We start from the raw sequence: 24207 nt of genomic DNA on the forward strand, positions 1-24207 counted from the left end.
CGCGGGCCGGATTGTTCTCCACTTACGTGGAATCGGTTCCGGCCCGCACCCCCTCCCGGCCGCCCACTAGGATAATCGCATTGGGTGGCCGGGAGGGGGTGTGGGCTGGAACCGCCAAGACACGAACAAGTCTAAGCGGCCGCGGCCACCCGCTCGCCGCGGGCTTCGCGCGACTTGCCTTGCTTCTCGAGGTTCTCGTAGAGCCACAGCGGCGAGTAGCGCATGACGTGCTGGATGTCCTCGCGGCTCATCCAAACCAACCACTCCTCGAAGGTGGAGGCGCCGTCCTGCTGGTGCCAGAGGATGCCGCCGGGTGCCAGGTGCAGATAGCCTTCCCGGGCCGCCAGACCCTTGCAGGCGGCCAGCGGGTGCATCAGCCCGAAGACATAGTCCGGCGACCATTCCAGCAGGGCCAGGGCCAGGGCGAGCCGGGGCAGGGCGGAGGTCAGGCCACCGCCGCGCAGCCCGTTGCTGCCGCCCTTCAGCCACAGCTCGCCGTGATAGCAGACGTCGCCGGTGATGAACTGCGCGGCGGGGGCGGAGCCGAATGTCGAGCGGTCCGGATCCACGGCCGTGCCCGGCGGCATGTAGGCGACGCGGCGCTGGTAGAGATGGTCGGCGAGGCTGCAGCCTGTCAGATCGTTTAGGCGCATGGCCTGGGTATGGACCACTTCGCCCTCGCTGTTGCTGCCTTTGATCCAGAAGGCGTTCTTGGTGCCGAGTTCTGAGACCGCCGGATCGAAGACCGACGACAGCGGCGGCCGGTCCGTCTGTTTCTTCCTTAGATTGCGGAATTCGTCGAAGTCCGAGCTGACTTCGACGACGATGGCATTGCGTTCGGCGATCTCGTTTATGGCGCCGATGAATTGTATTTCTGTGAAAAGGCGGTCTGCCGGCATGACTTGTAACTCCTTTGCCTGTGCTTCTTGGTTAGAGGGCAAAGGGTAGCGGCTTTCTCGCTTTCAGCGTTAGCTGCCAGAAATGTCATTCCGCGGGCGGGCTCCGCCTTGAGGGGGCCCGAGCTACTAGATGTCGTATTCCATCAGCAGCTCTTCATCCATGGCTGGCACGTTAACCATATCGAGGCCGGAGATGAAGATGCGGTTGGTCCGCGCGACGAAGAGGGTGAGGGCCGGTTCGCCATCCGGAAAGATGCAGCCGAGCAGCAGGCGCTGGAAGCGAACCGGGATCGCCGGGCCGTTGCGAGCACGGGGGATCTGGCCGCAGATGTGGTCCAGCCGTGCGCTGCCGTCTTCGAAGACCTTCGGGTAGGCCTGGGACATGAAGGTGTCGAAATCCGTGCCCACCGGGTCTTCCTGGGAGTAGCGGCCGATCGCGCTCTTGGCCCATTCCCAGCCGAGCCAGGTGGCGTAGGAGGATTTTTCTCCGATCTCCACGCAGAGCCAGCCGTCCCGGCGCTGCCGATAGACCAGCCGGTAGGGCTTCATCTGCGACATGGCCGGGTGTTCGAGCTGAAGCTGCGACTGCGACCAGGCCTCGAAGCCGCGGCGCAGCATCGGCGGGCCGTCCAGCCAAAGCCGGCTGAGATGATGCTGCTGGGCATGAAAGGAATAGCCGCCGGTTTCCTGATAGGTCACCCGGTCCAGGCCGCTGTGCCCGCGGGTGCGCACGCTTTTGTTGGACAGCCAGTTCTCCGCCAGGGCCAGGATCTGCTCCGCCTCCAGCAGATGCTGTTCGCCGGCCTCGGTCAGGAAGTAGCGGCGGTTGCGCAGCTCCAGCAGACTGATGCCCTTCATCTGCTCCAGGCTGTTGATGTGGCGGCGTACGGTCTGACGCGTGATCCCCAGGATCTCCACCGTCTCTGAAAGATTCAAGGTCCGCGCCAGGGTGGTGAAGGACCTGAGGATTTCAAACAGCGTCGGCGGATGGCGATCGGCAGTCACGGATGCATCGGGCGATGGCTTCAGACTGTTGGCTGTTTGGTCGAGCAAAACCCTGGTTCCCGGTCCCGCAATCTCATTGGGAACAATAATGTTCCATAGAAGTGTAGGAATCAACGCGCAGTGAACACTGATGCTCCGCTATGGGTGTGTCCTTGTAGAATTGATTCATCTCTAAGTTTCATCAAACTGGAATATCAAGAATTTCCCGTCTGCGCTAGGGGGACAAAAGCTTGAGCCTGGAAGAACTTTGTGTCGGAAAACAAATCAGCCACGCCCGGCTGGAGCGCAATCTCAGCCGTGACCAACTCGGCACCATGCTCGGCATAAGCCCCGAGCAAGTCAGGGATTTCGAAGAAGACCGCCAAAGAATGCCGGCCGGCCTGCTCTACAAGCTGGCGGACCTGCTCGACCTTCCGGTCACCGCATTCTTTAAACACTAAAGATCTTATTCAACCTGTGATCTTTATTGCCGTCGGCGATGAATTACACGCTATAGTGGCGGGTTTTTGCTCTTTGGGAGGACCGGCCGGGGTCGGAGCGGTCAGGCGACCTGTTTCGGGACGCCTGAGAGCAGATTGAGGCCGAGCCACTTCAGCATATTCTTCTGCAGGGCCTTATCGCCGGTCAGCACCATGCGCTCCTCCCTCACCGCCTTGGTCATGGTATCCATCCCCATCCAGATCGCCGTCATGGTGCGCAGGTCGGTTTGTACGAAAAGGTCGATGTCGTAGCCCGGCTCGATCATGCAGAGGTCGACGCCCTCTCTGGGGTCGACCACGATCCACCAGTTACGCTCCGCCGGCCGGCGCTCGGGATAGATGAACTGGATGACATGGCGTTTCGGCGGCAGTTCGGGGACCCGGATGGTCCGCCGCATGTCCCACATCAAGAGATCCACGTCGAGGTTCTCGAGCTGCGGCTGGGTTCCGGTCCAGCGCTGACCCCAGACACCCAAGGCCTCGACAACCGGCCCCAGGTCCTTGCCGGGGGCGGTCAGGAGGTACTCCGTCACGCCGGGCTCACCGGGGACGGGCTTGCGCTCCACGATTCCGTAGGCTTCCAACTCCTTCAGCCGCTTCGACAGCAGCGCCGGGGACATCCGCGGCGCCCCGCGGCGCAGTTCGTTGAAGCGCGTCGAGCCGGCCACCAGTTCGCGCACGACAATCATGGTCCAGCGGGTGCAGAGAATCTCCGCCGCCATGGCGACCGGACAAAATTGCCCATAGCTGCTGCCCGTCATCGCTGTTCTCCCCGTTCAGTTTCCTGATGTTAGCCCGATTCCAACGGAGATTCCGGTTCAGAATCTGTACCGCGCCGATTCAGTTCCTGAACTAGTGGGCGCGGCCTGCCTGTGGCATGACCCGCGGCGCCGCGATTGAGCGAACCCCTCGTTGTGCCTGCGCCTTGGGGTTCGAGGAAAGGAACTGAAGCATGTCTGTTGCGTTGAAGCAGAGCGAGACCAAGCCCACCCTCCAGGCGGTCAAGGCAAAACAGCAAACCACCTGGGCCTCCGGCGACTATGCGGTGATCGGGACGACACTGCAGATCGTCGGGGAGCAGCTCTGCGAGACCATGAACCTGCGCCCCGGCGCCAGGGTGCTCGACGTCGCCGCCGGCAACGGCAACGCCACCCTGGCGGCAGCCCGGCGCTTCTGCGATGTCACCTCCACCGACTACGTGGAGGCGCTGCTGGACAAAGGGAAGGAAAGGGCCAAGGCCGAGCATCTGTCCGTCAGCTTCCGGACCGCCGATGCCGAGGCGCTGCCCTTCGAGGATGCCAGCTTCGATGCGGTGCTCTCCACCTTCGGTGTCATGTTCACGCCGGATCAGGCCGGGGCGGCGTCGGAACTGAGCCGCGTGTGCCGCTCCGGCGGACAGATCGCCATGGCCAACTGGACGCCGGAGGGCTTCATCGGTCAGGTGTTCAAGACCATCGGCAAGCACCTGCCGCCACCGGCGGGCGTGAAGTCCCCCGCCCTCTGGGGCACCCGCGAGGCCTTGCAGGCGCTTTTTGCCGAGACGGCGCTGACCATCGATTTGACGCCGCGCCTCTTCACCTTCCGCTATTTGTCAGACGATCATTTCCTTGAGGTCTTTCGCACCTACTACGGCCCCATTCACAAGGCCTTCCTGGCGCTGGGCGATGCCGGCGCCGGCCTGGACGCGGATCTGCGCGCGCTCTTGGGCCGCTTCAACGTCGCCACCGACGGAACCCTGGTGGTGCCCTCGGAATACGTTGAGGTGGTGATTCGCAAAGCCTGACGGCGATGGCGCTGCTCCAGCCAGGATTGGCCGGGGCAGCGCCGCTGCGGGCCGGGCCTCGGATCAGCCGGGATGCTGGCGGAAGGCCTCGGCGGCCGTCCCGCCGTCGTCGGCGCGCGTCAGCGGCTCGGCGCCGGCATAGGCGTCCAACTCGATGACATTGCGGTCGGGGTCGCGAATGAAGACCGCCTCCATGCCCTTGAAGCTGAACCCGCCGGTCAGTGCGATCCCCTTGGACGCCAGAAACGCCTTGGTCTCCTCCATGGAGGCGACCTTGAAGGAGACATGTGTGATCCCCGGGTGCTTCTCGTCGACATCCATCAGGATGTTCCCGCCGTCCGCGGCGGTGCTGGGCCCCAGCAGGTTGATGACCACCCCGCAGGGGTGCTGCAGGATCACCGGATGGCCGTCTTCGAAGCCCGCGTCCATCAGCGTCTTGAAGCCCAGGTCCTCGTAAAAGGCGATCGACGTTTCCTTGGAGCTGACCCGGATGCCGATGTGGTCCACCTTCTCGATGCCAAGCATGTCCGTCCCTCCTGACTGCGGATCCACAGGTTAGGCAAAGTGCCGCCGGGCGGGAACCCTGTGTCCCGCATCCGCATGGCCGGGTGGACGGCGTCTTGGCGCTTCGGGACAGCGAGGAGCGGGCGCGGCTGCGGTCCCGTCAGTAGGTCGGGTTGAGGCGCAGATACTGGTAGCGGTCGGCAGACTTCACCGAGATCTCCCGTGCGCCGCTGGTGCCCCTGACGATGGTCAGCGGCACGTCGATGCCCGCTTCGCCCAGGGCCCAGACCTTGCGGTAGAACTCCGCGAGGCTGGCCACCGGCTCGCCGCTCACCGCCACGACGATGTCGTCCTGCAAGATCCCTGCGGCTTCCGCCGGACCGCCCGGGGAGACGCGGTTGATGAATACGTGGCCCCGGATCTCTTCGCCGAAGAGCCCGAGCCAGGGCTTCACAGGCCCGCCGGAGCGGCCGTCGCGCATCAGGTCGCTCATGATCGGTTTGAGGCGGGAGATCGGCACGAACATGTTGCCGGGCAGGGAGCGCCCGGGCCCCACGGCATCGCCGACGATCAGCGAGCCAATGCCGAGCAGGCTGCCGTCGGCGCCGATCAGCGCCGCACCGCCGAAGCTGCGGTAGGGCGGGGCGGTGAAGATGGCGTTGGGCAGCAGGTATTCCCAATAGCCGGCGAACTCGCGGCGCGAGACCACCATGGCCGCGCTCGGCCCGTCCGGTCCGGCGACCAGAACCTGGGTCTGTTCCGCCAGGCTGTCGGAATCGCCCAGCTCGATGGGCGGCACGTTCAGCGGCGTTGCCGGGCGCAGCAGGCCGAACCCGGTGTCGTAGTCGTAGGCCACGATTTCCGCCGGCACGCTGTCGCCGTTCTGCAGCACCACCTCGGCCTGGACAGCTTCGAGGATCAGATAGCCGATGGTGAGCACGAGCCCGTCGGCATCGATCACCACGCCGCCGCCTTCGCGCTCGGTGCCGAGGGTGCGGGCGGTGCGGGCACTGGGCGGGATCTCCGCCTTGATGCCGACGATGGCGTTGAGGGGATTCGCCTTGGGCGTTGTGGTTTGCGCGCCGGCCGGCGCGGCGATGACGAGCAGAGCTGCGAGGCAGCACGGAAACGCCAAGCGGGAGCCTGCCCTCGCAAGGGCACGTACTTCAGTCCACATGCCGCTCTCCTATGGTTGCGGCCGTTCCCCCGACTTAAGGTTAACCATACCACAGGATTGTTGTCTTTGCGGGCGCAATCTTGCTTTCGTCAGTCCTCTAACAGATAGCCGCCCTGGCGGTGGGGCAGGGGTGTTTCGCCGACCACCTTGGCAATGGCCATGCCCGGGCGCACATAGCGCTGCATCCGGCGGGACAGCACGAGGCCGCTGGCACGGGTGGTCACCGGCGTGCGCGCCTGGTCCGGGGGCTTGGTCGGATCGACGATCCAGGCAATGGTGTCCCCGGCTGCGACATGCTCGCCCATCGCCACGGCGTAGGCGAGCACGCCGGCGGCCGGCGCACGCACCGAGTCGGTGGCATCCAGGCGCGTGGCTTCGCATAGGGGTTCGGGCGGCGGCGGGGCCTCGCCGGCGATCACGCCGAAGCGCTGCAGTGCGTGGAACAGGGCCTGCGCATCCTGGGCTGCTGTGGCGTCGTCGACGTCGGCGGTGCCGCGCAACTCGACCGTGGCCGCCAGGCAGGCCGCGGGGATCGGGTGCTGCGGGTAGCGCGCGGCCAGGCGCGTCCAGGGGGTGGAAAAGGACTCGTCGAACGACTGGCCGCCGGAGTCCTCGGCGAGCAGCACCGCGCGGCAGGCCAGGTCGGCGGCCAGGTCCGCGGCCTGAGGCCAGTGGGCGGGAATGAGAAAGAGGTGCATCAGGGATTCGTCGTCGCAGTGCAGGTCCAGCACCAGATCGGCGTCCACCGCCAGGCCGGCCAGCGCCAGGCGCAGGGACTGCAGTTCGCTGCCCGCGGTCTGGCTTGCAAGATGGTCGCACTGGGCCGCGCGGATCGCCGCTACATTCGCCGCCGCGTCGCTGCCGAGTTGGTCCGCCAGCCCCTCGGCGATGGGGGTAAAGAGGTCCGGCCAGTTGCGGTTGAAGTTGCCGCCGCCGCCGGCCTCGTAGCGCCCGAGATGGGTGCCGTTGCCGAACTGCGCCAGGCCGATGGGGTTGGCGTACGGCACCATCACCACCTCGCCTTTTAGGTCGCCCCGCATTTCCGCCTCGGCCAGCAGGCCGTAGAGGTGGTGCTGGACCAGCAGCCCGGGGGTCTCGTCGGCATGGAGGGCCGCCTGCAGGTAGGCCTTGGGCCGTGCCCCCGCGGCGCCGAATCGATGCACGGTGAGGACCCGGCTGGTGCCGGGACTGGCGGTCAGAAGGGGCAGGGTCTCGGTCCTGGGAGACATGTCTTACAATCCTTGTCGCTGAACGGCGCCCCGCATCAAAGGCCGGGGACTCCCGGAGGGTCAAGATGACAGGCTGTTCAGGCCTGTCAGTTTGTTTTCAGGGTCATGTGTTGTGGGCGTGAGCCGCCGGGCGGCATGCGCTATACAGAGGGGATGTCCGATCTTCTCGCGGCGGCGACGCCCGACCATCCCTATCCCTATCTGGATGCCCTGAACGAAGGCCAACGCCAGGCCGTCGAGGCGCTGGACGGCCCGGTACTGGTGCTGGCCGGCGCCGGCACCGGCAAGACCCGGGTGCTGACCACGCGGCTGTGCCATCTCCTGATGACCGGTAGCGCGCGCACGCCAGGGGAAATTCTTGCCGTCACCTTCACCAACAAGGCGGCGCGGGAGATGAAGGACCGGGTGGCGGCCCTGCTGAACCGGCCTTCGGTCGAGGGCTGGTGGCTGGGCACCTTCCACGCCCTGGCGGTGCGCATCCTGCGCCGCAATGCGGAGGCCGTGGGCCTCACCAGCAGCTTCACCATCCTCGACACCGACGACCAGGTCCGCCTGGTGAAGCAGATCCTACAGTCGGAGTCGGTGGACGAGAAGAAGTGGCCGGCGCGCGCCCTGCTGTCGATCTTCGAGCGCTGGAAGGACCGTGGCCTGACGCCGGAGAAGGTCTCCGCCGGGGAGGCCGGGGATTTCGCCCGCGGCCGCGCGCTGGAGCTTTACAAGCTCTACCAGGAGCGCCTGCGCACCCTGAATGCCTGCGACTTCGGCGACCTGCTGCTGCACAATCTCACGCTGTTCCAGAACGAGGCGGAAGTTCTGGCCGACTATCACCGGCGCTTCCGCTACATCCTGGTGGACGAATACCAGGATACCAACGTCGCCCAGTATCTCTGGCTGCGCCTGCTGGCCCAGGGTCATCACAACATCTGCTGCGTCGGCGACGACGACCAGTCGATCTACGGCTGGCGCGGCGCGGAGGTCGGCAACATCCTGCGCTTCGAGGAGGACTTTCCCGGCGCCAAGGTGCTGCGGCTGGAGCGCAACTACCGCTCCACCGGGCGCACTCTCGCTGCCGCCTCCGGCCTGATCGCCCACAACGAGGGCCGCCTCGGCAAGACCCTGTGGACCGAGGGCGACGAGGGCGAGATGCTGCGCCTGCGCGGGCTCTGGGACGGCGAGGCGGAGGCCCGCTTCGTCGGCGAGGAGATCGAGGCGATGCAGGCCCGCGACAAGGCGCTCACGCTGAAGGAGATCGCCATCCTGGTGCGCACCGGCGCCCAGACCCGCGAGTTCGAAGAGCGCTTCATCACCCTCGGCCTGCCCTACCGTGTGGTCGGCGGCCCGCGTTTCTACGAGCGCCTGGAGATCCGCGATGCCCTGGCCTATCTGCGGGTGATCCACGCGCCGGCCGACGACCTGGCCTTCGAGCGGATCATGAACCGGCCGAAGCGCGGCCTCGGCAACGCCACCCTGCAACTGCTCTATCGGACCGCGCGGGCCGGCCAGGTGCCCCTGACCCTGGCGGTACGCCGCCTCCTGGAGACCGACGAACTGCGCCCCGCCGCGCGCCGCGCCCTCGGCACACTGATGAAGGATTTCGACCGCTGGCGGGAGATGACGGAGACCACGCCCCATCCGGAGTTGGCCGAGATCGTGCTGGAGGAATCCGGCTACATCGAGATGTGGATGAACGACAAAACCCTGGAGGCGCCGGGCCGGCTGGAGAACCTGAAGGAACTGGTCAACGCCATGGGCGAGTTCGAGACGCTCGCCGGCTTCCTGGAGCATGTTTCGCTGGTCATGGAGGCGATCTCCCAGGAGGGCCAGGACGTGGTCACCATCATGACCCTGCATGCCGCCAAGGGTCTGGAGTTCGACACCGTGTTCCTGCCGGGCTGGGAGGAGGGGCTCTTCCCCAACCAGCGCGCTCTCGATGAGACCGGGCGTCGCGGCCTGGAGGAGGAGCGGCGCCTGGCCTATGTGGGGCTGACCCGGGCGCGCAAGCGGGTGATCCTCTCCTTCGCCGCCAACCGGCGCATGCACGGCTCCTGGGCCGCAGCCATTCCCTCGCGCTTCATCGACGAACTGCCGAAGGAGCACGTGGCACAGGAAAGCGACCAGGGCGTCTACGGCGCCGCTGCCTCGGCCTTCGGTGGCATGGGGGAGGGTATGGGCGCCTGGCGCGAGGCGCGGGTCAGCCCGGGGCTGAGCCGGGCGCGGGCGCGCCAGGGCCAGGAGAGCGCCCCCTTCATCGACGTCACGCCGACGCGCATCGAAACCGTCGACAGCGGCACCTTCAGGCCGGGCGAGCGGGTCTTCCACCAAAAGTTTGGCTATGGCAGCATCACATCCGTCGAGGGCGAACGCCTGAACATCCGCTTCGACAAGGCCGGAGAGAAAAAGGTGATCGCCAGTTTCGTGGTTCCCGCCGACCGCGCCAGGTGACAACGCCCGCCCCCGAACGCGAGTCTGAACGCCATTCCGAGTGCCATCCGATGACCGCCGCTTACTGCCTCAGCCTTGAACTGCCGGACACGGCGCTCGGTGCCTTCGATGCGATCTTCGAACCTCTGGGCGGGGCCCAGGTGATCGGCGACAAGGATGCCTGGGGACTACGCTCCTGGCAGCTCTACCTCGCCGACGCGCCGGACAGCGCGGAGTTGACGCGGCTGCTGGCACTGGCGGCGGAGACCGCGAATATCGAACGGCCCAGCCATCGGCTGGAGCGGCTGCCGGATATCGACTGGGTCGCCGAGAGCCAGCGCGCCCTGCCGGCGGTCACCGCCGGACGGTTCCGCATCCGCGGCGCCCACATCACCGAGCCCGCGCCCTGGGGATCGGTGGATCTCCTAGTCGAGGCCAGCGCAGCCTTCGGCACCGGACGTCACGAAACCACGCGTGGCTGCCTGCTGGCGCTCTCCGACCTGGCAAAGCGGCGCAGCGTCCAGCAGGTGCTCGACATGGGCTGTGGCTCGGGGGTGCTGGCCATGGCGGCGGCGAAGGTCTGGCCCTGCCGGGTGCTGGGGGTCGACAACGACGCACCCTCGCTGGAGGTGGCCGCCGCGAACCTGCGGGTCAACGGCGTGGCCGGCCGCGTCGCCCTGGCCTACAGCGACGGCTTCCGCCGCGCCGAAGTGGCGGCCCAGGGCCCCTATGACCTGATCCTCGCCAACATCCTGGCGGAGCCGCTGTGCCGCATGGCGCACGACCTCAGCCGCCATCTGGCGCCCGGCGGGGCCGCCGTGCTCTCCGGCCTGCTGGTCAGCCAGGAAGGCCCGGTGATCGCCCGCTACCGGGCGGCGGGCCTGCGCGTCGTCACCCGCTACCGCCTGGCCGAGTGGTCGACCCTGGTGCTGGGTTAGGAAGAGAGATGGCGGCGCCTCCGACTGGGAGGACGCCGCCATCCTTCGCCTTCCTGGCGGTAAAGCTGAACTAAGGTTCCCGCTTTCGGCTCGCCTGACCGATCAGGCAGCCGTGGGGTGCCCCAGGTTCTCGTTCGCCGGCACCAGCAGATCGGCAGAGCTCTTGCTCACGCTTGCGGCACTGAGGCTGCCGGCGAGTTGCGGCGCCCGCTGAAGGGCCGCGGTGGCGGCCGCGGCCGTTTGGCCGTCGCGCTGCTTGGCGGCAAGGGCTTCGGCAATGCGTCCGATGTCCGCACGCTCGACGCCGATGTCGCGCAGCATGGCATCGGACATGCCGGAGAGCTCGCGGATCGTGCGGCTCTTGCGGTACTCGCGCCCCAGCCATTCGGCCATCATGTGCCAGACCGAGCCGGCGGCCGGCTTGGCGGGAACCACATCGGCCGCGGCGGCGGCGATCTGGCTGCGCTGTAGGCCGATGTCGGCCAGCATGGAGTCGCTCAGGGCCGTGAGCTCGCGCAGCGTGCGGCGACGCTGCTGCGCCCGGGCCAGGGTTGAGACAAGGGCGGTCGCGCCCGACCAGCGCGCCAGGGCTGAGAGGCCCCGGGTCAGCAGTTCGGCGGTGTACTGGGCCCTCATGCGGCGGGCGGTTTGAACGGCATTCAAAACGTCAACGGATCGAGGGTCCCACCGCACGTCGCTGCCGCGCCAGGCGGCATCGTGAAGTTCGTTTAGGCGGGTCATTGCTTTTGCTCCAGATTAACCAATACTGCCCCAAGGCCTTGAAAGGCGGCCCTGAAGCACGGACTTTTCATAGGAAAGGTACGTACTGAGGGCGGCCCTGGCCGACGATTTTTTTGCACTGCAGCAATGCGCCGCTTGCATGAGCCAAATTTGGGGCCGGGGCGGCGAAGCGGAGAGGATCTGAGACGATGGGCAACCCGGATTCCATGGAGACGGCTGCGGCCGGCACGGCTGTGAGCGCGGACCATGGGCGAAGGCTGGCGGATCTCAGGGCCGAACTGGCCCGCCGGGAGGTCCAGGGCTTTCTCATCCCCCGGGGCGACGAGCATCAGGGCGAGTATGTGCCGGACTCGGCGCAGCGCCTGGCCTGGCTCACCGGTTTCAACGGCTCGGCGGGGACCGCGGCGGTCCTGCCGGAGGCCGCCGCCATCTTCGTCGACGGGCGCTATACCCTGCAGGTGCGCAACGAGGTGGATAGCGCTCTTTTCGCGCCCCGCCACGTCACCGAGGAGCCGCTGTCGCAGTGGCTGCGGGAGCACCTGAAACCGGGCCAGCGGCTCGCCTACGATCCCTGGCTGCACACCGAGGACCAGGTCCGCGGGCTTGCGAAGACCCTGGCCGCCGCCGGGGCCGAGGCGGTGGCCCTGCCGGACAACCCCCTGGACGCGGTCTGGCGGGAGCGTCCGGCGCCGCCGCAGGCGCCGATCCGGCCCCACGCGCTGCGCTACGCCGGCCGCGAGAGCGCCGACAAGCGCGAGGACCTGGGCCGGGACCTGGAGAAGAAGGGCGTGGCGGCAGCGGTGCTCAGCCTGCCGGATTCCATCGCCTGGCTACTGAACGTGCGGGGCGGCGACGTCGAGCATTCGCCGCTGCCGCTGTCATTCGCGCTGCTGCATGCCGACGGTGGCGTGGAGTGGTTCGTGGACGGCGCCAAGCTCGACGACGGCTTGATCAAGCACCTCGGCAACGCCGTCTCGGTGGAGGGGCCGGAGCGGCTGGGGGAGGCGCTGGACCGCCTGGGCGCCGCCGGAGCCAAGGTGCTGGCCGACCCCGCCACGGCGGCGCGCTGGATCTTCGACCGGCTGCGCGCCGCCGGCGCGGTCATCGAAACCGGTGCCGACCCCTGCCAGCTTCCCAAGGCGTGCAAGAACGAAACCGAACTGGCGGGCACCCGGGCGGCGCACCGCCGCGACGGGGCCGCCCTCGCGCGCTTTCTGCAGTGGCTCGATGGGGAGGTGGCGGCCGGCCGCCCGCTGACCGAGATGACCGCCGCCGACCGTCTCGCCGCGATGCGCGGGGAGAGCGGGGAGCTGCGCGACCTCTCCTTCGACACCATCGCCGGGTCGGGGCCCAACGGGGCCATTGTCCACTACCGGGTCAGCGCGGAGAGCGACCGCCCCCTGGCCAGGGGCGAGCTGTTCCTCTGTGACTCCGGCGGTCAGTACCCCGACGGAACCACCGACGTGACCCGGACCATCGCCATCGGCGCCCCCAGCGAGGAGATGCGCGAACGCTTCACCCTGGTGCTCAAGGGCCACATCGCCCTGGCGACGGCGCGCTTTCCCGAGGGCACCTCAGGCAGCCAGTTGGACGTACTGGCCCGCGCCGCGCTCTGGCAGAGGGGGCTCGACTACGACCACGGCACCGGCCACGGCGTGGGCAGCTATCTCAACGTGCACGAGGGCCCGCAGCGCATTTCCAAGGTGCCCAACAGCGTGGCCTTGCAGCCGGGCATGATCGTGTCCAACGAACCGGGCTACTACAAGACCGGGGCCTACGGTATCCGCATCGAGAATCTGGTGGCGGTGGTGGAAAGCCCGCGCGGGCCCGATGAAGAGCGTGCCATGCTCGCCTTCGAGACCCTGACCCTGGCGCCCATCGACCGTCGGCTGGTCAAGAGCGAGCTATTGACTGCGGAAGAGATTGCCTGGCTCGACGGCTACCACGCCCGGGTTCGGGAAGTGGTGGGTGCGCAGCTCGACGGCGAGGACCGTGCCTGGCTGGAGCAGGCGACGGCGCCCTTGGGCGCCTAGCTGTTTCAGGCCTCCTCGGCGGAGGTCTCGAACAGCGCCTTCATGTAGGAGTGCTGGATGTCCTGGATGTGGCGCGCGATGTCGGCCAGATCCTGGCCGATGCGCTCGGCCATCTGCAGGTCCTCGCTGATGTAGAGGTCCGTCGGCTCCGCCCAGCGCTGCGTCATGTGGATCAGCGCGCGGTAGGCCGCCTTTTCGTGCGCCTTGTCGCCCCGACCCAGATCCTGGACCTGTTCGAGGATGAATTCCAGACTGTCGTCAGCCTTCAGCATTGTCCTGCCTGTCCCTGCTGGTGATGGGGCCGGTGAGCGGGAAACCTTAAGGCCCGGGGGTAAATAGACTGTTTAGAACGCTTCGAAAGGCCGAAAAAACATGGATTTTCGGGGGCCTCGCCGCCGGCTGAAAAAAATGACTCAACCGGTGATCCAATCAGGGGGCATTAACGTAACACCCGATACACCCATTTGATTGCTGTAACTCACGCCCCGCCATTCGGCGGGGCGTCTTTCTTTGGTGCCCCTCTGTCGCGGCGATTGAACGGCACCTCTGGCGTCATCCGAATGCGCGCAAACCGTCCAAAGCGGCGGGCCGGACCCAAAAGTTTCACCCTCTGCGTACTTGCACACGCTCGGATCGCGCCTAGTTAGTAAACTGTTAAGTATACCCTTCCGCAGTTCTTTTTTTCCCTTCGCCGCCGGGAAAACAAGGAAACAACCCGGCTGCCCGGCGCTCTGGGAGGCGCCCCCAAACACTCTGCAGACCGGGAGAGATTTGAATGGCAAGAGTGCTCATCAATGGCGAGGAGCGGCAGATTGAGGCCGCCCCCGACACCCCCCTGCTGTGGGTCCTGCGCGACGAACTGGGGCTGACCGGGACCAAGTTCGGCTGCGGCGCCGGGCTTTGTGGCGCCTGCACGGTCCACGTCGACGGCGTGCCTGTGCGCTCCTGTTCCACCGCCATCGAAGACGTCGAGGGCAGTGCGGTCACCACCATCGAAGCCGTGGACGGCAGGGCCGCCGAGGCGGTCCAGGCCGCCTGGGAGAAGCTGGATGTGGTGCAGTGCGGCTACTGCCAGTCCGGGCAGGTGATGTCGGCCATCGCCCTGTTGAGCGAGAACCGGAAGCCCACGGACGACGACATCGACGCGGCGATGGAGGGCAATGTCTGCCGCTGCGCCACCTATGTGCGCATCCGCGCGGCCATCCACGAAGCCGCCAAGATCATGGAGGGCTGAGACGATGCTGACAGGTTTGAAAGAAAGCGCCGCCGTTGCGGCCAGCCGTCCCACGACGGGTCCCGAAGCCAGCCGCCGCCAGTTCCTGAAGGCGAGTGCGGTCGCCGGGACCGGCCTGATCATCGGGATGACCCTGCCGCTGGGCAACAAGCTCGCCCGGGCCGCCACCGGCGGCGCCGCGGCGGTCGACCCCAATGCCTTCATCCGGATCGCGCCGGACAACAGCGTGACCGTGCTGATCAAGCACATCGAGTTCGGCCAGGGCGCCTTTACCGGGCTCTCGACCCTGGTGGCCGAGGAACTGGACGCCGACTGGGGGCAGATGCGCGCCGAGCACGCCCCGGCCAACGCGGCGCTCTATAACAACCTCCACTGGGGCCCGATGCAGGGCACCGGCGGCAGCTCCAGCATCGCCAACGCCTATATGCAGATGCGCCAGGCCGGCGCCGCCGCGCGGGCCATGCTGGTGATGGCCGCCGCCGAGCTCTGGGGCGTCTCGCCCAAGGACATCGCGGTCGCCAAGGGCGTGGTCTCCCACGCTGCGTCAGGCAAGCGCGCCACTTTCGGCGAGTTGGCCGATCGGGCCGCTGCCATGGAGCCGCCGGCCGACATCCCGCTGAAGGACCCGGCCGACTTCACCCTGATCGGCAAGCACGCGCCGCGCCTCGACTCGCGGGCCAAGACCCGCGGCGAAGCCGTCTACACCATCGACAAGAGCCTGCCCGGCATGCTGACGGCGGTGCTCGCCCGCCCGCCGGTCTTCGGCGCGACGGTGAAGTCCTTCGACGACTCGGCGGCCCGGGCGGTGCCCGGCGTCACCGACGTGGTCGTGGTACCCCGCGGCATCGCCGTGCTGGGCAAGGGCTACTGGGCGGCCGTGAACGGGCGCGACGCCCTGGACATCGACTGGGACGAGTCCACCGGGGAGACCCGCGGCTCGGCGGAGATGATGGCCGAGTACAAGACCCTGGCCGACCAGCCGGGTCTGATGGCGCGCAACGACGGCGCTGTCGAGGACGCTCTCGCCTCCGCCGCCAAGGTGCTGGAGGCGGACTACGAGTTCCCCTTCCTCGCCCATGCGCCCATGGAGCCGCTGGACTGTTTGGTGCAGCTCGGTCCGGATTCCTGCGAGATCTGGACCGGTTCGCAGATCCCCACCGTCGACCAGGGCGCGGCGGCGGCCATTGCCGGCCTCAAGCCGGAGCAGGTGACGATCCACACCCTGCTGGCCGGCGGCAGCTTTGGCCGGCGTGCCACGCCCAATGCCGACATGGTCTCCGAGGCGGTCACCGTCGCCATGGCCATCGGCGGCCGGGCGCCGGTGAAGGTGGTCTGGACCCGCGAGGACGACATCCAGGTCGGGCGCTACCGGCCGATGTACTTCCACCGCCTGCGCGCCGGGCTGGATGACCAGGGCAACCTCATCGGCTGGCATCACCGTATCGTCGGCCAGTCTATCCTGCGCAACACGCCCTTTGCCGATTTCCTGATCAAGAACGGTATCGACCAGACCTCGGTGGAGGGGGCGAACAATCTGCCCTATGCGATCCCGAACCTGGCCGTGGACCTGCACACCACCGACGTGGCGGTGCCGGTGCTCTGGTGGCGCGCCGTGGGCAGCACCCACACCGCCTACTCGGCGGAGGCCTTCCTCGACGAACTGGCCGAAGCCGCCGGGCGCGACCCGGTGGAGTTCCGCCTGGCCATGCTGAAGGACCATCCGCGCCACGCCGCGGTCCTAAAGCTGGCGGCGGAGAAGGCGGGTTGGGGCACGCCGTTGCCACAGGGCCGCTCCCGCGGCATCGCCCTGCACGAGTCCTTCAATTCCTACGTCGCCCAGGTGGCCGAGATCTCGGTGGCCGGCGACGGCCAGATCAAGGTGGAGAAGGTGGTCTGCGCGGTGGACTGCGGCCTCGCGGTCAATCCGGACCAGGTGAAGGCGCAGATGGAGGGCGGCATCGGTTACGGCCTCGGTGCCATCCTGCACGACGCCATCACTCTGGACGGCGGCCGGGTGGAGCAATCCAACTTCCACGACTACCAATCGCTGCGCATCAACGAGATGCCGGAGGTGGAGGTGCACATCATGCCCTCGGCCGAGCCGCCCACCGGTGTCGGCGAACCGGGGGTGCCGCCTATCGGCCCCGCCGTGGCCAACGCGGTCTACGCCGCCACCGGCCGGCGCATCCGCCAACTCCCCATGGCCCTGCACGGCCTGACCGGCGCCTGATCCGCTGTCCTTAAACCGCCAAACCCCTCTCCGGCCTATGCCGGGGAGGGGTTCTCTCTTTCGGATGGTGCCAAGTAGAGGGTGAAGAGTTCCTGAGGTTCGGGGACGCCGCGCAGCATGTGGCGGCCGAGGGAGACGATGTCGTCGCGCTGCGCCATGGCGGGGCGGGCAACCTGCGAAGAGACGATCAGTTCCTGTTCCAGGGAGCGGCACATGCCGAGGATGCGCGCCGTCACGTTCACCGCGGAGCCGATGATGGTGAAGTCCAGGCGGTGCTCGGCGCCGATGTTGCCGTAGAGCACGTTGCCGGCGTGCAGCGCGAGATTGAACCCCGTGCGCGGCAGATCCTCGGCTTCGCGGCGCCGGTTCACATCGGCCATGGCGATCCGCAGCGCAGCCGATGCCTCGAGGGCCGAGCGCCCCGCGTCCTCCTGATCGTCGAAGCTGAAGATCGCCAGCAATCCATCGCCCATGAATTTGAGCACATTTCCGCCATGGTCCTCGATCACCGAGACCACGGTCCCGAAGTAGTCGTTCAGCATGGCGATGATCGCTGCGCCCGCGGTTCTCTCCGCAAGCCTGGTAAAGCTTTGGAGATCGAAGTACCAGATCACCGCATGGATGGTCTCCAGAGACCCGCGCTGGATCTCGCCGGAAAGCACACGCGCGCCGGCATCGGGGCCCAGGTAGGTCTCCAGAAGATCCACCGCCATCTGACGGTTGGAGGCGGCCTTCAGTGTCAGGGCGAGGGGACGCAGGAGGTCGCGAAGCACGGCAATATCCGAGTCCGAGAAGCCGCCGGCTGCATCGCTGGTCCAGGAGATCACGATCCCTTCCGGCGGGTCGTTCGGGTCGTAGCCGCGCCCCTGCGTGACTGCACTGAGGGGGAGCATCATCGCCAGGTAATCGGTTCCGCCCTTGGCGCGGAACTCATCGAGAATCGGGAAACGATGCGGCGCCTCGGTCTCCGTCAGGCGCTCCCGCAGCTCGCTGATGCCCTCTTCGAGCATGTGGTAGAAGGGGCTGTGGGACCATTGCTCGACCGGGGTATCCGTGCGGGCGTAGTAGTCCCGCATCACGCCGCTGCTTCGGTACCAGTCGAAGCCGAGGCCGCCGAAGACCGGGTGAAGCGACCGCTGCGCCAGGTGCACGCGCTCGACCGGAAGGCCCGCGCCGACCAGCCTTTCGCAATAGCCCTCCACCACCGCCTCTTGCGGTGCGCCGGCCAGCCCCTGATCGATCAGCCAGGCAGTGATCTCCGCAACGGCGCTGCTGTGGTCCGCTTGCCGGGGTGATGGCTTCGCCAACTGTCGCTCCGCCCCTGTGACTCGCTGTTCCACTGAAAGCTATCACCAAGGCGGCCGAATCCGAACCGCGCCGTGCCCGTAGGGCGGTTTAGGTTTGCTGGTTCGAAAACCTAGGACACGCAGTTGGACACCGGGAGCAGAGCCACCGCGTTGGCGTCGAAGCGGGCCTCGACCGGGGGCAGGCCCGCGCCGGCTTCGTCGAAGTCGATGGCCACCTCCGCGCCCTTGATCTCGGAGCCGGCGACCTGGGTCTGGCCCCAGGGGCTCTCCACCAGGGTGTCGTCGACGTCGATGGTGAAGGCGACCTCTTGGCGCGCGTGAAGCCCCGCCAACAGCAGTTCGACGCTGCGCCCGCCATCGCGGACGTCGGAGACCGCGCGAACCAGTTCGGCCCCCGCGACCAGTTCGAAGGGCTGATAGACCTGCACGCCCGGGCCGCTGGCCGAGGTGTCGAAGATCAGGCCGCCCGATGACTCGCTCAGATCGAGCCGCAGCGTCATCGGGCCCAGCGGGCAGCCCCCGGTGTTGCGGATCTCGAAGCGGTCCGTCGGAGCCCCTTCGCGGAACAGCACGCGGACGTCCGCCTGGGCGGCACTGCTCGCGCCCAGAGCGATGGCGGCGATGGCACCGCTTCGCAGAACCTTGAGAAGCGTGACCGTCATTGTCGTTTCTCCCCTTTTGTGTCCGCCGGCGCCGGAGCTTTCCTCCTAGAAGGTATATGACGGCAGGACCTTTTCCAGGGCGGTGGGTTCGACGCCGAGGTCGCGCAGGGTGAGCGCCGCATCGGGCACCACGTTGTCCTGCTTCATCAGGGTGACCTGGGCCCGGGTGATGGGCGGCGTCGGCAACAGCGCGGACAGCAGCGCCAGGAAATCCCAGAGCGCGAAGGGCAGGGGCAGCAGCAGGCATCGCCGCTGCGTCTGCTGCAGGATCAGCTCGATCAGCGCCCGGTAGCTGTAGACCCGCGGCCCGCCCAGCTCGTAGGTCGCGCCCGGGGCGTCGGGATGCTGCAGGGACTTGGATACCGCCTCCGCGACGTCGCCAACAAAGACCGGCTGCAGCTTTGTGTCGCCGCGCCCGAACAGTGGCAGCAGGGGCAGGCGGGCGGCGATCTCCGCCAGGCTGTTGACGAAGCGGTCCTCGGGCCCGAAGAGCACGCTGGGGCGCAGGACCGTCGCCCCGGCAAAGGCGTCCCGCACCAGCCGTTCGCCCCTGGCCCGGGCGCGCACGTAGCCGGCTTCCGAATGCAGGTCGGCGCCGATGCCGGAGATCAGCACCAGACGCTGGAGGCCCCGGGCGGCGGCCTGCTGCGCCACGGTGAGGGCGCCCAGCTCGTGGACCGCTTCGAAGGTCTCGGCGCCCTTCTCGACATAGAGGCCGACGGCGTTGACCGCGGCGTCCGATCCCTCCAGGGCCTGCGCCACGGTGGTTTCGTCGCAGACGTCCGCATAGACGGGCTGAAGATCCGCAGGCTGCGGGCCCTCCGGCGCGACCACCACCTTGTCCGGATGGCGGACAGCGACCCGCACGGTGATCCCTTCGGCCAGCAGCCGCCGGACGATCGCGGCGCCGAGAAATCCCGTGCCGCCGAAAACCGTCACGCAGTTCGGTTGCCAATCCGCTGCCATGGCTCCCTATCCCGGCCTCGATCCTACGCCGGATCGCGAGGGCGCCAAAGCCTTCGGCAAGAGACAGGACAGCGAAGGCTCAGCGGCGGACGGCTTGTAGCGGAGAGGGTGTCACCCCCACCCCAACCCTCCCCCATCGAAGGGGGAGGGGGAAGTTATTGAAGCGGCTCAAAAAATTCCCCTCCCCCCTTGATGGGGGGAGGTCGGGAGGGGGGTGAACCGCACACTCGATGGCAGCCTGTCCTCTTCGATTCCGGCCTGAACCGAACAGTCGTTGACTACGTTGAGGCGTCGGCGGGGTCCGATCTGGTGATCGACGCATGCGGGTCAGTCCGAGACCTGCAATTCCATCAGGGCGTACCAGGCCCACCACTTCACGGCGGGCAGGGCGAAGAGGGCTCTGTCCAGGGCGCGGGTCGCGGCGATGATCGGCCTGCGGGCCGGGGTCCTGCGGAAGGGCACGGCGGCCAGGGTCGTCAGGCCGTAGAAGCGGTAGACCGTCGCACCGAAAGCCGCATCGAAACGCTTGAAGTCGGGCCTCAGCAGCGGGTGCTCGTCGGGTGTGCGCGCGTCGGGGGTGAGTCGGCGGTAGAGCGCGATGGCCGGATTGTGGCCCAGGGGTTCGACGAAGAGCGCCCGGCCGCCGGGGCGTAGCACCCGGGCGATCTCGCCCAGGGCGCGGCCGATATCCAGGTGGTGGATGATGCCGCTGCCGAAGACGAGGTCGAAGCTGTCGTCGGCGAAGGTCATGGCCTCTGCGTCCATGACCTCAAGACGGACGTTGGCGAGCCCGGCCTCCCGCGCGCGCCGCCGGCCCCGGGCGACAGCAACATCGGAAATGTCGATGCCGCTCGCCGAGCGGGCCCGCCCCGCGAGATGCAGGATGGTGTCACCGTAGGCACAGCCGTATTCCAGGATGTCGGCACCGGTGGCCAGCGCCGCAACCCGCGCCCGGTAGTCCTGAAAACAATCGACGATGGCCGCGTAGTACTTGAGCTGGGCTTCGCGGTCGTCGTGTTCGAAGCGCGCGTTATGGAAGTCGCGCTCGCGCGCCAGCCGTTTCTCGTCGTCCGCGGTCCAGGCCGTCTTCATCCCTGCCTCTTTCGGCTTCGCCAGTCGAAAGTAGCCCGGGTACCTCCACCTTCCAGTGTCATAAAGGGGGCGCATCGGCCCCTACGGGTCAGGTGCCGCGCAGGGCCTCGACCAGTGGGGCGGCAGGGGCGGTCATGCGGATGACATGAAACCCTTCGCCGCAGGCAAAGCCCGCCTGGGTGCCGCGGAACTGTGCCAGCGCCCGCACGGCATCGAGGGAGCGGGGGCCGGGGAAGGGCGTGATCTGGCTTTCGTAGCAGGCCAGGGCTTCGAGCTTCTGCTCCAGGGTGTCGGTGATGTCCACCACCCAGTTGGGCGTGAAGTTGGGCTCGATGTGGGGCGCGTTCCAGTGGGTTTCGGACAGGGTCTCGAAGGCGGCCACCAGTTTGATGTCCGTGCCGATGCCGACAGGGCGGGTGGCGACCATCGCGGCGTCAAAGATCGCCCGGTGGTCGACATGACGGTCCGGGTAGCAGCAGAGCACCGCCGCCGGCCGGACCTCCTGCACCACCGCCATGATGGCGCCGTTCAACTCCGGGACCGGACGCTCGGCGACATAGACCGCCGGGATGTCGAGGAAGCGGGAGTCGCTGACGCCCAGGGTGGCGTGGGCCTTGCGGGCCTCGGCCACCGTCTGCTGGTGCACCGCCTCGCTGTAGAGCGGCGGCATGTGGGCCGCGACCGTCAGGATCGTCACCGGCAGACCCGCCGCCGTGCAGCGCGCGATGGTGCCCCCGGCGCCCAGGCTTTCGTCGTCGGGGTGGGGGGCGATGACCAGGAGGCCCTGCTCACTCATGGGACCGCTCACTCATGGGACAGCTGCTCCTTCGGCTTGCGCACCAGGAAGCTGCCGGCGGCCAGAACGTCCATTCCGGTGGAGAAGAAGGTGCGCAGGGCGTCGTGGATGGTGCAGACGATGGGCTCCCCCTTCACGTTGAAGGAGGTGTTGAGCACCGCGGCAACCCCGGTGTGCGCTTCGAAGCGGGAGATCAGGCGGTGATAGAGCGGCAGCACCTCGCGGTGGACCACCTGCACCCGCGCCGTGCCGTCGACATGGACGACGGCCGGGGCCGCCCGCTTGAACTCCTCGCTGGCTTCGAAAGCGATGATCATGAAGGGCGCGTCCTGCCCGCCGACCAGATAGCGTTCGGCGGCCTCGGCCAGGATGGAGGGGCAAAAAGGGCGCCAGTTCTCGCGGTACTTGATGACGGCGTTCACCCTGTCGCGGGCCTCCACCTTGCGCGGGTCGGCCAGGATGCTGCGCTGGCCGAGGGCGCGTGGCCCGGCCTCCATGCGGCCCTGGAACCAGCCCACCACGGCGCCGCCGGCCAGCGCTTCGGCCACCGCCTCGGCGATATCGTCGGGGCGCTCGTAGGCGAGGCCGCAGCCGGAAAGGACGGCTTCGATCTCGGCATCGCCGGTCTCCGGCCCGCAGGCGAGGGTGCGCAGCGGTTCGGGCCGGGCGCCGCTGGCCTGCCAGCAGGCGCCGAGCGCGGCACCGGCCGCGGCGCCGCCGTCGCTGCACAGCGGGTGGGCGAAGACCCGGTCCACCTCCGGCAGGGTCTGCAGACGGCTGTTCATCTTCACGTTCAGGCCGACCCCGCCGCCGATGCAGAGGTTGCCGGTTCCGGCCTCCTTCAGTGCCCAGCGGGCCAGGGGCTCCACGGCCTGCTCCAGAGCCGCCTGCACCGCGAAGGCCAGATCGCGGTGCCATTCCTCGATGGGCGCGTCGGCGCGCCGCGGCAGCCGCCCGAACAGCTCCGGCAGGTGGTCGGTGAAGCGGTCGGACCAACTGCGCGGGCCGTAGTGGATGAACCCGGGATCGAGCCGGTATTCGATACCGTCGTCGGCGGGATGGAGGATCTTTGCCATCGTCTCGCTGAGCTGCGGGTCGGGCTTGCCGTAGGCCGCGAGCCCCATGACCTTGTACTCGCCGTCATAGGCCTCGAAGCCCAGGTACTCGGTGAAGGCGGCATAGAACCAGCCGAGGGAATGGGGCATGCGGACTTCGCGCATCGGCTCGATGGCATCGCCCTCGCAGCGCCAGACCACGGTGCAGTGTTCGTCGCCGGAGCCGTCGATGGTGAGGCAGACCGCTTCCTCGAAGGGCGACTGCAGGTAGCTCTGCAGGGCATGGGTGAAGTGGTGCGGCAGGCCGACGATGGGCGGGAGCGCACTCTCGCCGAAGGCGCGGCGCCACTCCCGGGCGTGGCGGGCCTCATAGGCCTGGCGGTTGAAGCCGCCGAGCATGGCGCGCTGCCAGCCCTTGGTCGCCGGGTCCAGGGGCCAGGCCGCGTCCATCTCCGCGAAGAAGGCCGCCATGCGGCCGTCGGTATAGGCATCGAGGTTCCAGTTGATACCGATGGCGGCGATGTCCTCCGGCCCGATGCCGGCTGCCTCCAGGCAGTAGTGCAGCGCGCGCCGCGGATAGATCCTGTAGGCGTGCTTGTTGCGCAGGAAGCGTTCTTCTTCGGCATAGGCGATCACCTTGCCGTCCTTTACGACGGCGACCGCCGGATCGAAGTGTCCCTCGAAGATACCCAGGTAGTGGTCGGCTGCGCTCATGGCTGCCTTTTAGAGGGCCCGCTCCGCGAAGGCGAGCCTCAATTTGCGCCGGCGGTCGGATTGCACAGGCATCACGTGCGGGGCGGTTTCCGCCGGGCGCCCTTCGCTGTATCGTGCAAGGCCCTCACGAGCACCCCTCCCCAACGGACAGACAGGACCGAGTCATGAGCGACAGCTTTGCCACCTATCCCAGCCTTGCCGGAAAGACCGTCTTCGTGACCGGCGGCGCCTCGGGCATCGGCGCGGAGATCGTCGGCGCCTTTGCCGCTCAGGGATCGCGGGTCGGCTTCGTCGACCTGGACCGGGAGGGCAGCGCGGCGCTGACCGAAAGGCTCGACGGCGAGATCGCCTACGAGATCTGTGACCTGCGGGACATCGACGCGCTGCGCGCCGCCTTTGCGGCATTGCGCGAGAAGCTGGGTCCGGCGGGGGTGCTAGTGAACAACGCCGCCCGCGACGACCGTCATGACTGGCGCGAGACCACGGCGGACTACTTCGACGACCGCATCGCCACCAACCTGCGCCACATGTTCTTCGCCATCCAGGCGGTGGCGCCGGACATGATCGAGGCCGGCGGCGGCGCCATCGTCAACCTCGGCTCCAATTCCTGGTGGGAGGCCGGGGGCGGCTTTCCTGCCTACGCCACCGCCAAGGCGGCGGTGCACGGCCTGACCCGCACCATGGCCCGCGACCTCGGCGACCACCGCATCCGAGTCAACACCGTGGTTCCCGGCTGGGTCATGACCGAGCGGCAGAAGGAGCTCTGGGTAACGCCGGAGGCCATCGAGAAACACCGCGCCCGCCAGTGCCTGCCGGACCTCGTGCAGCCGGTCTACATCGCCCGCATGGTGGTCTTCCTCGCCTCCGACGACGCCGCCATGTGCACCGCCAACAACTACATGGTCGAGGCGGGATCGATCTGAGGGATTCGGCGGCCGCCAA

22 protein-coding genes are annotated in these 24207 nt (G+C 67.7%); 8 read left to right on the plus strand and 14 right to left on the minus strand.

Annotation, left to right across the window (positions count from 1 at the left end; translation table 11 throughout):
* Positions 1-131 precede the first annotated feature (131 nt).
* Positions 132-899 carry a hypothetical protein gene (locus Q0996_RS24455; RefSeq protein WP_299626481.1) on the minus strand — a complete coding sequence of 256 codons (768 nt, stop codon included), beginning with the start codon at positions 897-899 and terminating at the stop codon, positions 132-134.
* Between the two features lie 126 nt (positions 900-1025).
* Positions 1026-1904 carry a LysR family transcriptional regulator gene (locus tag Q0996_RS24460; protein ID WP_299626484.1) on the minus strand — a complete coding sequence of 293 codons (879 nt, stop codon included), beginning with the start codon at positions 1902-1904 and terminating at the stop codon, positions 1026-1028.
* Positions 1905-2134: 230 nt separating this feature from the next.
* Between Q0996_RS24460 and Q0996_RS24465 the strand changes: the two genes are divergently transcribed.
* A complete protein-coding gene (locus tag Q0996_RS24465; RefSeq protein WP_299626487.1) occupies positions 2135-2344 on the plus strand; it encodes a helix-turn-helix domain-containing protein in 210 nt (69 codons plus the stop codon).
* 101 nt (positions 2345-2445) lie between these two features.
* On the opposite strand, the gene Q0996_RS24470 is transcribed toward Q0996_RS24465, so the two are convergent.
* Positions 2446-3144: a helix-turn-helix domain-containing protein gene (locus Q0996_RS24470; protein WP_299626490.1), complete on the minus strand. Its 699-nt coding sequence runs from the start codon at positions 3142-3144 to the stop codon at positions 2446-2448.
* A gap of 191 nt (positions 3145-3335) precedes the next feature.
* Here Q0996_RS24470 and Q0996_RS24475 point away from each other — a divergent pair, with 191 nt between their 5' ends.
* Entirely contained in the window at positions 3336-4166 is an 831-nt protein-coding gene (locus tag Q0996_RS24475) for a class I SAM-dependent methyltransferase (protein WP_299626493.1), read from the plus strand.
* A 63-nt stretch (positions 4167-4229) separates the two neighbouring features.
* Here the strand turns inward: Q0996_RS24475 and Q0996_RS24480 are convergent, their stop codons facing one another.
* The 3 genes from Q0996_RS24480 to Q0996_RS24490 all read right to left on the minus strand — a co-directional run bounded on the left by Q0996_RS24480 (position 4230) and on the right by Q0996_RS24490 (position 7076).
* A complete protein-coding gene (locus Q0996_RS24480) occupies positions 4230-4691 on the minus strand; it encodes a VOC family protein (RefSeq protein ID WP_299626496.1) in 462 nt (153 codons plus the stop codon).
* A gap of 139 nt (positions 4692-4830) precedes the next feature.
* Positions 4831-5847 carry a S1C family serine protease gene (locus Q0996_RS24485; protein WP_299626499.1) on the minus strand — a complete coding sequence of 339 codons (1017 nt, stop codon included), beginning with the start codon at positions 5845-5847 and terminating at the stop codon, positions 4831-4833.
* Positions 5848-5936: 89 nt separating this feature from the next.
* On the minus strand, positions 5937-7076 hold the full coding sequence (locus tag Q0996_RS24490) for a succinylglutamate desuccinylase/aspartoacylase family protein (RefSeq protein ID WP_299626502.1): 1140 nt from the start codon (positions 7074-7076) through the stop codon (positions 5937-5939).
* Between the two features lie 153 nt (positions 7077-7229).
* Between Q0996_RS24490 and Q0996_RS24495 the strand changes: the two genes are divergently transcribed.
* Positions 7230-9518 carry an ATP-dependent helicase gene (locus Q0996_RS24495; RefSeq protein WP_299626505.1) on the plus strand — a complete coding sequence of 763 codons (2289 nt, stop codon included), beginning with the start codon at positions 7230-7232 and terminating at the stop codon, positions 9516-9518.
* A 50-nt stretch (positions 9519-9568) separates the two neighbouring features.
* Positions 9569-10435 carry a 50S ribosomal protein L11 methyltransferase gene (locus Q0996_RS24500; protein ID WP_299626508.1) on the plus strand — a complete coding sequence of 289 codons (867 nt, stop codon included), beginning with the start codon at positions 9569-9571 and terminating at the stop codon, positions 10433-10435.
* A gap of 102 nt (positions 10436-10537) precedes the next feature.
* On the opposite strand, the gene Q0996_RS25510 is transcribed toward Q0996_RS24500, so the two are convergent.
* Positions 10538-11176, minus strand: coding sequence for a DUF1127 domain-containing protein (locus tag Q0996_RS25510; protein ID WP_322096800.1), 639 nt, complete (start codon positions 11174-11176; stop codon positions 10538-10540).
* A gap of 188 nt (positions 11177-11364) precedes the next feature.
* Between Q0996_RS25510 and Q0996_RS24515 the strand changes: the two genes are divergently transcribed.
* The gene (locus Q0996_RS24515; RefSeq protein WP_299626511.1) at positions 11365-13209 is read left to right on the plus strand and encodes an aminopeptidase P family protein; all 1845 of its coding nucleotides are present in this window, start codon (positions 11365-11367) and stop codon (positions 13207-13209) included.
* Positions 13210-13214: 5 nt separating this feature from the next.
* Here the strand turns inward: Q0996_RS24515 and Q0996_RS24520 are convergent, their stop codons facing one another.
* Complete coding sequence (locus Q0996_RS24520) at positions 13215-13481, minus strand: hypothetical protein (protein ID WP_299626514.1); 267 nt, start codon at positions 13479-13481, stop codon at positions 13215-13217.
* A gap of 503 nt (positions 13482-13984) precedes the next feature.
* Here Q0996_RS24520 and Q0996_RS24525 point away from each other — a divergent pair.
* Positions 13985-14443 carry a (2Fe-2S)-binding protein gene (locus Q0996_RS24525; RefSeq protein ID WP_299626517.1) on the plus strand — a complete coding sequence of 153 codons (459 nt, stop codon included), beginning with the start codon at positions 13985-13987 and terminating at the stop codon, positions 14441-14443.
* Positions 14444-14447: 4 nt separating this feature from the next.
* Complete coding sequence (locus tag Q0996_RS24530; protein ID WP_299626520.1) at positions 14448-16673, plus strand: xanthine dehydrogenase family protein molybdopterin-binding subunit; 2226 nt, start codon at positions 14448-14450, stop codon at positions 16671-16673.
* Between the two features lie 35 nt (positions 16674-16708).
* On the opposite strand, the gene Q0996_RS24535 is transcribed toward Q0996_RS24530, so the two are convergent.
* From Q0996_RS24535 to Q0996_RS24560, 6 genes are all read right to left on the minus strand, one after another.
* Entirely contained in the window at positions 16709-17980 is a 1272-nt protein-coding gene (locus Q0996_RS24535) for an adenylate/guanylate cyclase domain-containing protein (RefSeq protein WP_299626523.1), read from the minus strand.
* 110 nt (positions 17981-18090) lie between these two features.
* Entirely contained in the window at positions 18091-18642 is a 552-nt protein-coding gene (locus Q0996_RS24540; protein ID WP_299626526.1) for an aggregation factor core, read from the minus strand.
* 45 nt (positions 18643-18687) lie between these two features.
* Positions 18688-19608, minus strand: coding sequence for a complex I NDUFA9 subunit family protein (locus Q0996_RS24545; protein WP_299626529.1), 921 nt, complete (start codon positions 19606-19608; stop codon positions 18688-18690).
* A gap of 327 nt (positions 19609-19935) precedes the next feature.
* Positions 19936-20700, minus strand: a complete 765-nt coding sequence (locus tag Q0996_RS24550; RefSeq protein WP_299626532.1) for a class I SAM-dependent methyltransferase — start codon at positions 20698-20700, stop codon at positions 19936-19938.
* A gap of 88 nt (positions 20701-20788) precedes the next feature.
* Entirely contained in the window at positions 20789-21496 is a 708-nt protein-coding gene (locus tag Q0996_RS24555; protein WP_299626535.1) for a PIG-L deacetylase family protein, read from the minus strand.
* A gap of 8 nt (positions 21497-21504) precedes the next feature.
* On the minus strand, positions 21505-23265 hold the full coding sequence (locus tag Q0996_RS24560; protein ID WP_299626538.1) for a carbamoyltransferase C-terminal domain-containing protein: 1761 nt from the start codon (positions 23263-23265) through the stop codon (positions 21505-21507).
* 164 nt (positions 23266-23429) lie between these two features.
* On the opposite strand from Q0996_RS24560, the gene Q0996_RS24565 reads away from it, so the two are divergent.
* Positions 23430-24188: an SDR family NAD(P)-dependent oxidoreductase gene (locus Q0996_RS24565; RefSeq protein WP_299626541.1), complete on the plus strand. Its 759-nt coding sequence runs from the start codon at positions 23430-23432 to the stop codon at positions 24186-24188.
* The last annotated feature ends 19 nt before the right edge of the window (positions 24189-24207 follow it).

The organism is Pelagibius sp. (assembly GCF_028289705.1).
In the GTDB taxonomy this organism is placed as follows: Bacteria; Pseudomonadota; Alphaproteobacteria; order Kiloniellales; family Kiloniellaceae; genus Pelagibius.

Excerpts from the sequence above, each read along its gene's own strand:
- Q0996_RS24455 (WP_299626481.1), bottom strand. The coding sequence starts at position 899 with ATGCCGGCAGACCGCCTTTTCACAGAAATACAATTCATCGGCGCCATA.
- Q0996_RS24470 (WP_299626490.1), bottom strand. The coding sequence starts at position 3,144 with ATGACGGGCAGCAGCTATGGGCAATTTTGTCCGGTCGCCATGGCGGCG.
- Q0996_RS24475 (WP_299626493.1), top strand. The coding sequence starts at position 3,336 with ATGTCTGTTGCGTTGAAGCAGAGCGAGACCAAGCCCACCCTCCAGGCG.
- Q0996_RS24480 (WP_299626496.1), bottom strand. The coding sequence starts at position 4,691 with ATGCTTGGCATCGAGAAGGTGGACCACATCGGCATCCGGGTCAGCTCC.
- Q0996_RS24485 (WP_299626499.1), bottom strand. The coding sequence starts at position 5,847 with ATGTGGACTGAAGTACGTGCCCTTGCGAGGGCAGGCTCCCGCTTGGCG.
- Q0996_RS24490 (WP_299626502.1), bottom strand. The coding sequence starts at position 7,076 with ATGTCTCCCAGGACCGAGACCCTGCCCCTTCTGACCGCCAGTCCCGGC.
- Q0996_RS24495 (WP_299626505.1), top strand. The coding sequence starts at position 7,230 with ATGTCCGATCTTCTCGCGGCGGCGACGCCCGACCATCCCTATCCCTAT.
- Q0996_RS24500 (WP_299626508.1), top strand. The coding sequence starts at position 9,569 with ATGACCGCCGCTTACTGCCTCAGCCTTGAACTGCCGGACACGGCGCTC.
- Q0996_RS25510 (WP_322096800.1), bottom strand. The coding sequence starts at position 11,176 with ATGACCCGCCTAAACGAACTTCACGATGCCGCCTGGCGCGGCAGCGAC.
- Q0996_RS24515 (WP_299626511.1), top strand. The coding sequence starts at position 11,365 with ATGGGCAACCCGGATTCCATGGAGACGGCTGCGGCCGGCACGGCTGTG.
- Q0996_RS24520 (WP_299626514.1), bottom strand. The coding sequence starts at position 13,481 with ATGCTGAAGGCTGACGACAGTCTGGAATTCATCCTCGAACAGGTCCAG.
- Q0996_RS24525 (WP_299626517.1), top strand. The coding sequence starts at position 13,985 with ATGGCAAGAGTGCTCATCAATGGCGAGGAGCGGCAGATTGAGGCCGCC.
- Q0996_RS24530 (WP_299626520.1), top strand. The coding sequence starts at position 14,448 with ATGCTGACAGGTTTGAAAGAAAGCGCCGCCGTTGCGGCCAGCCGTCCC.
- Q0996_RS24540 (WP_299626526.1), bottom strand. The coding sequence starts at position 18,642 with ATGACGGTCACGCTTCTCAAGGTTCTGCGAAGCGGTGCCATCGCCGCC.
- Q0996_RS24545 (WP_299626529.1), bottom strand. The coding sequence starts at position 19,608 with ATGGCAGCGGATTGGCAACCGAACTGCGTGACGGTTTTCGGCGGCACG.
- Q0996_RS24550 (WP_299626532.1), bottom strand. The coding sequence starts at position 20,700 with ATGAAGACGGCCTGGACCGCGGACGACGAGAAACGGCTGGCGCGCGAG.
- Q0996_RS24555 (WP_299626535.1), bottom strand. The coding sequence starts at position 21,496 with ATGAGTGAGCAGGGCCTCCTGGTCATCGCCCCCCACCCCGACGACGAA.
- Q0996_RS24560 (WP_299626538.1), bottom strand. The coding sequence starts at position 23,265 with ATGAGCGCAGCCGACCACTACCTGGGTATCTTCGAGGGACACTTCGAT.
- Q0996_RS24565 (WP_299626541.1), top strand. The coding sequence starts at position 23,430 with ATGAGCGACAGCTTTGCCACCTATCCCAGCCTTGCCGGAAAGACCGTC.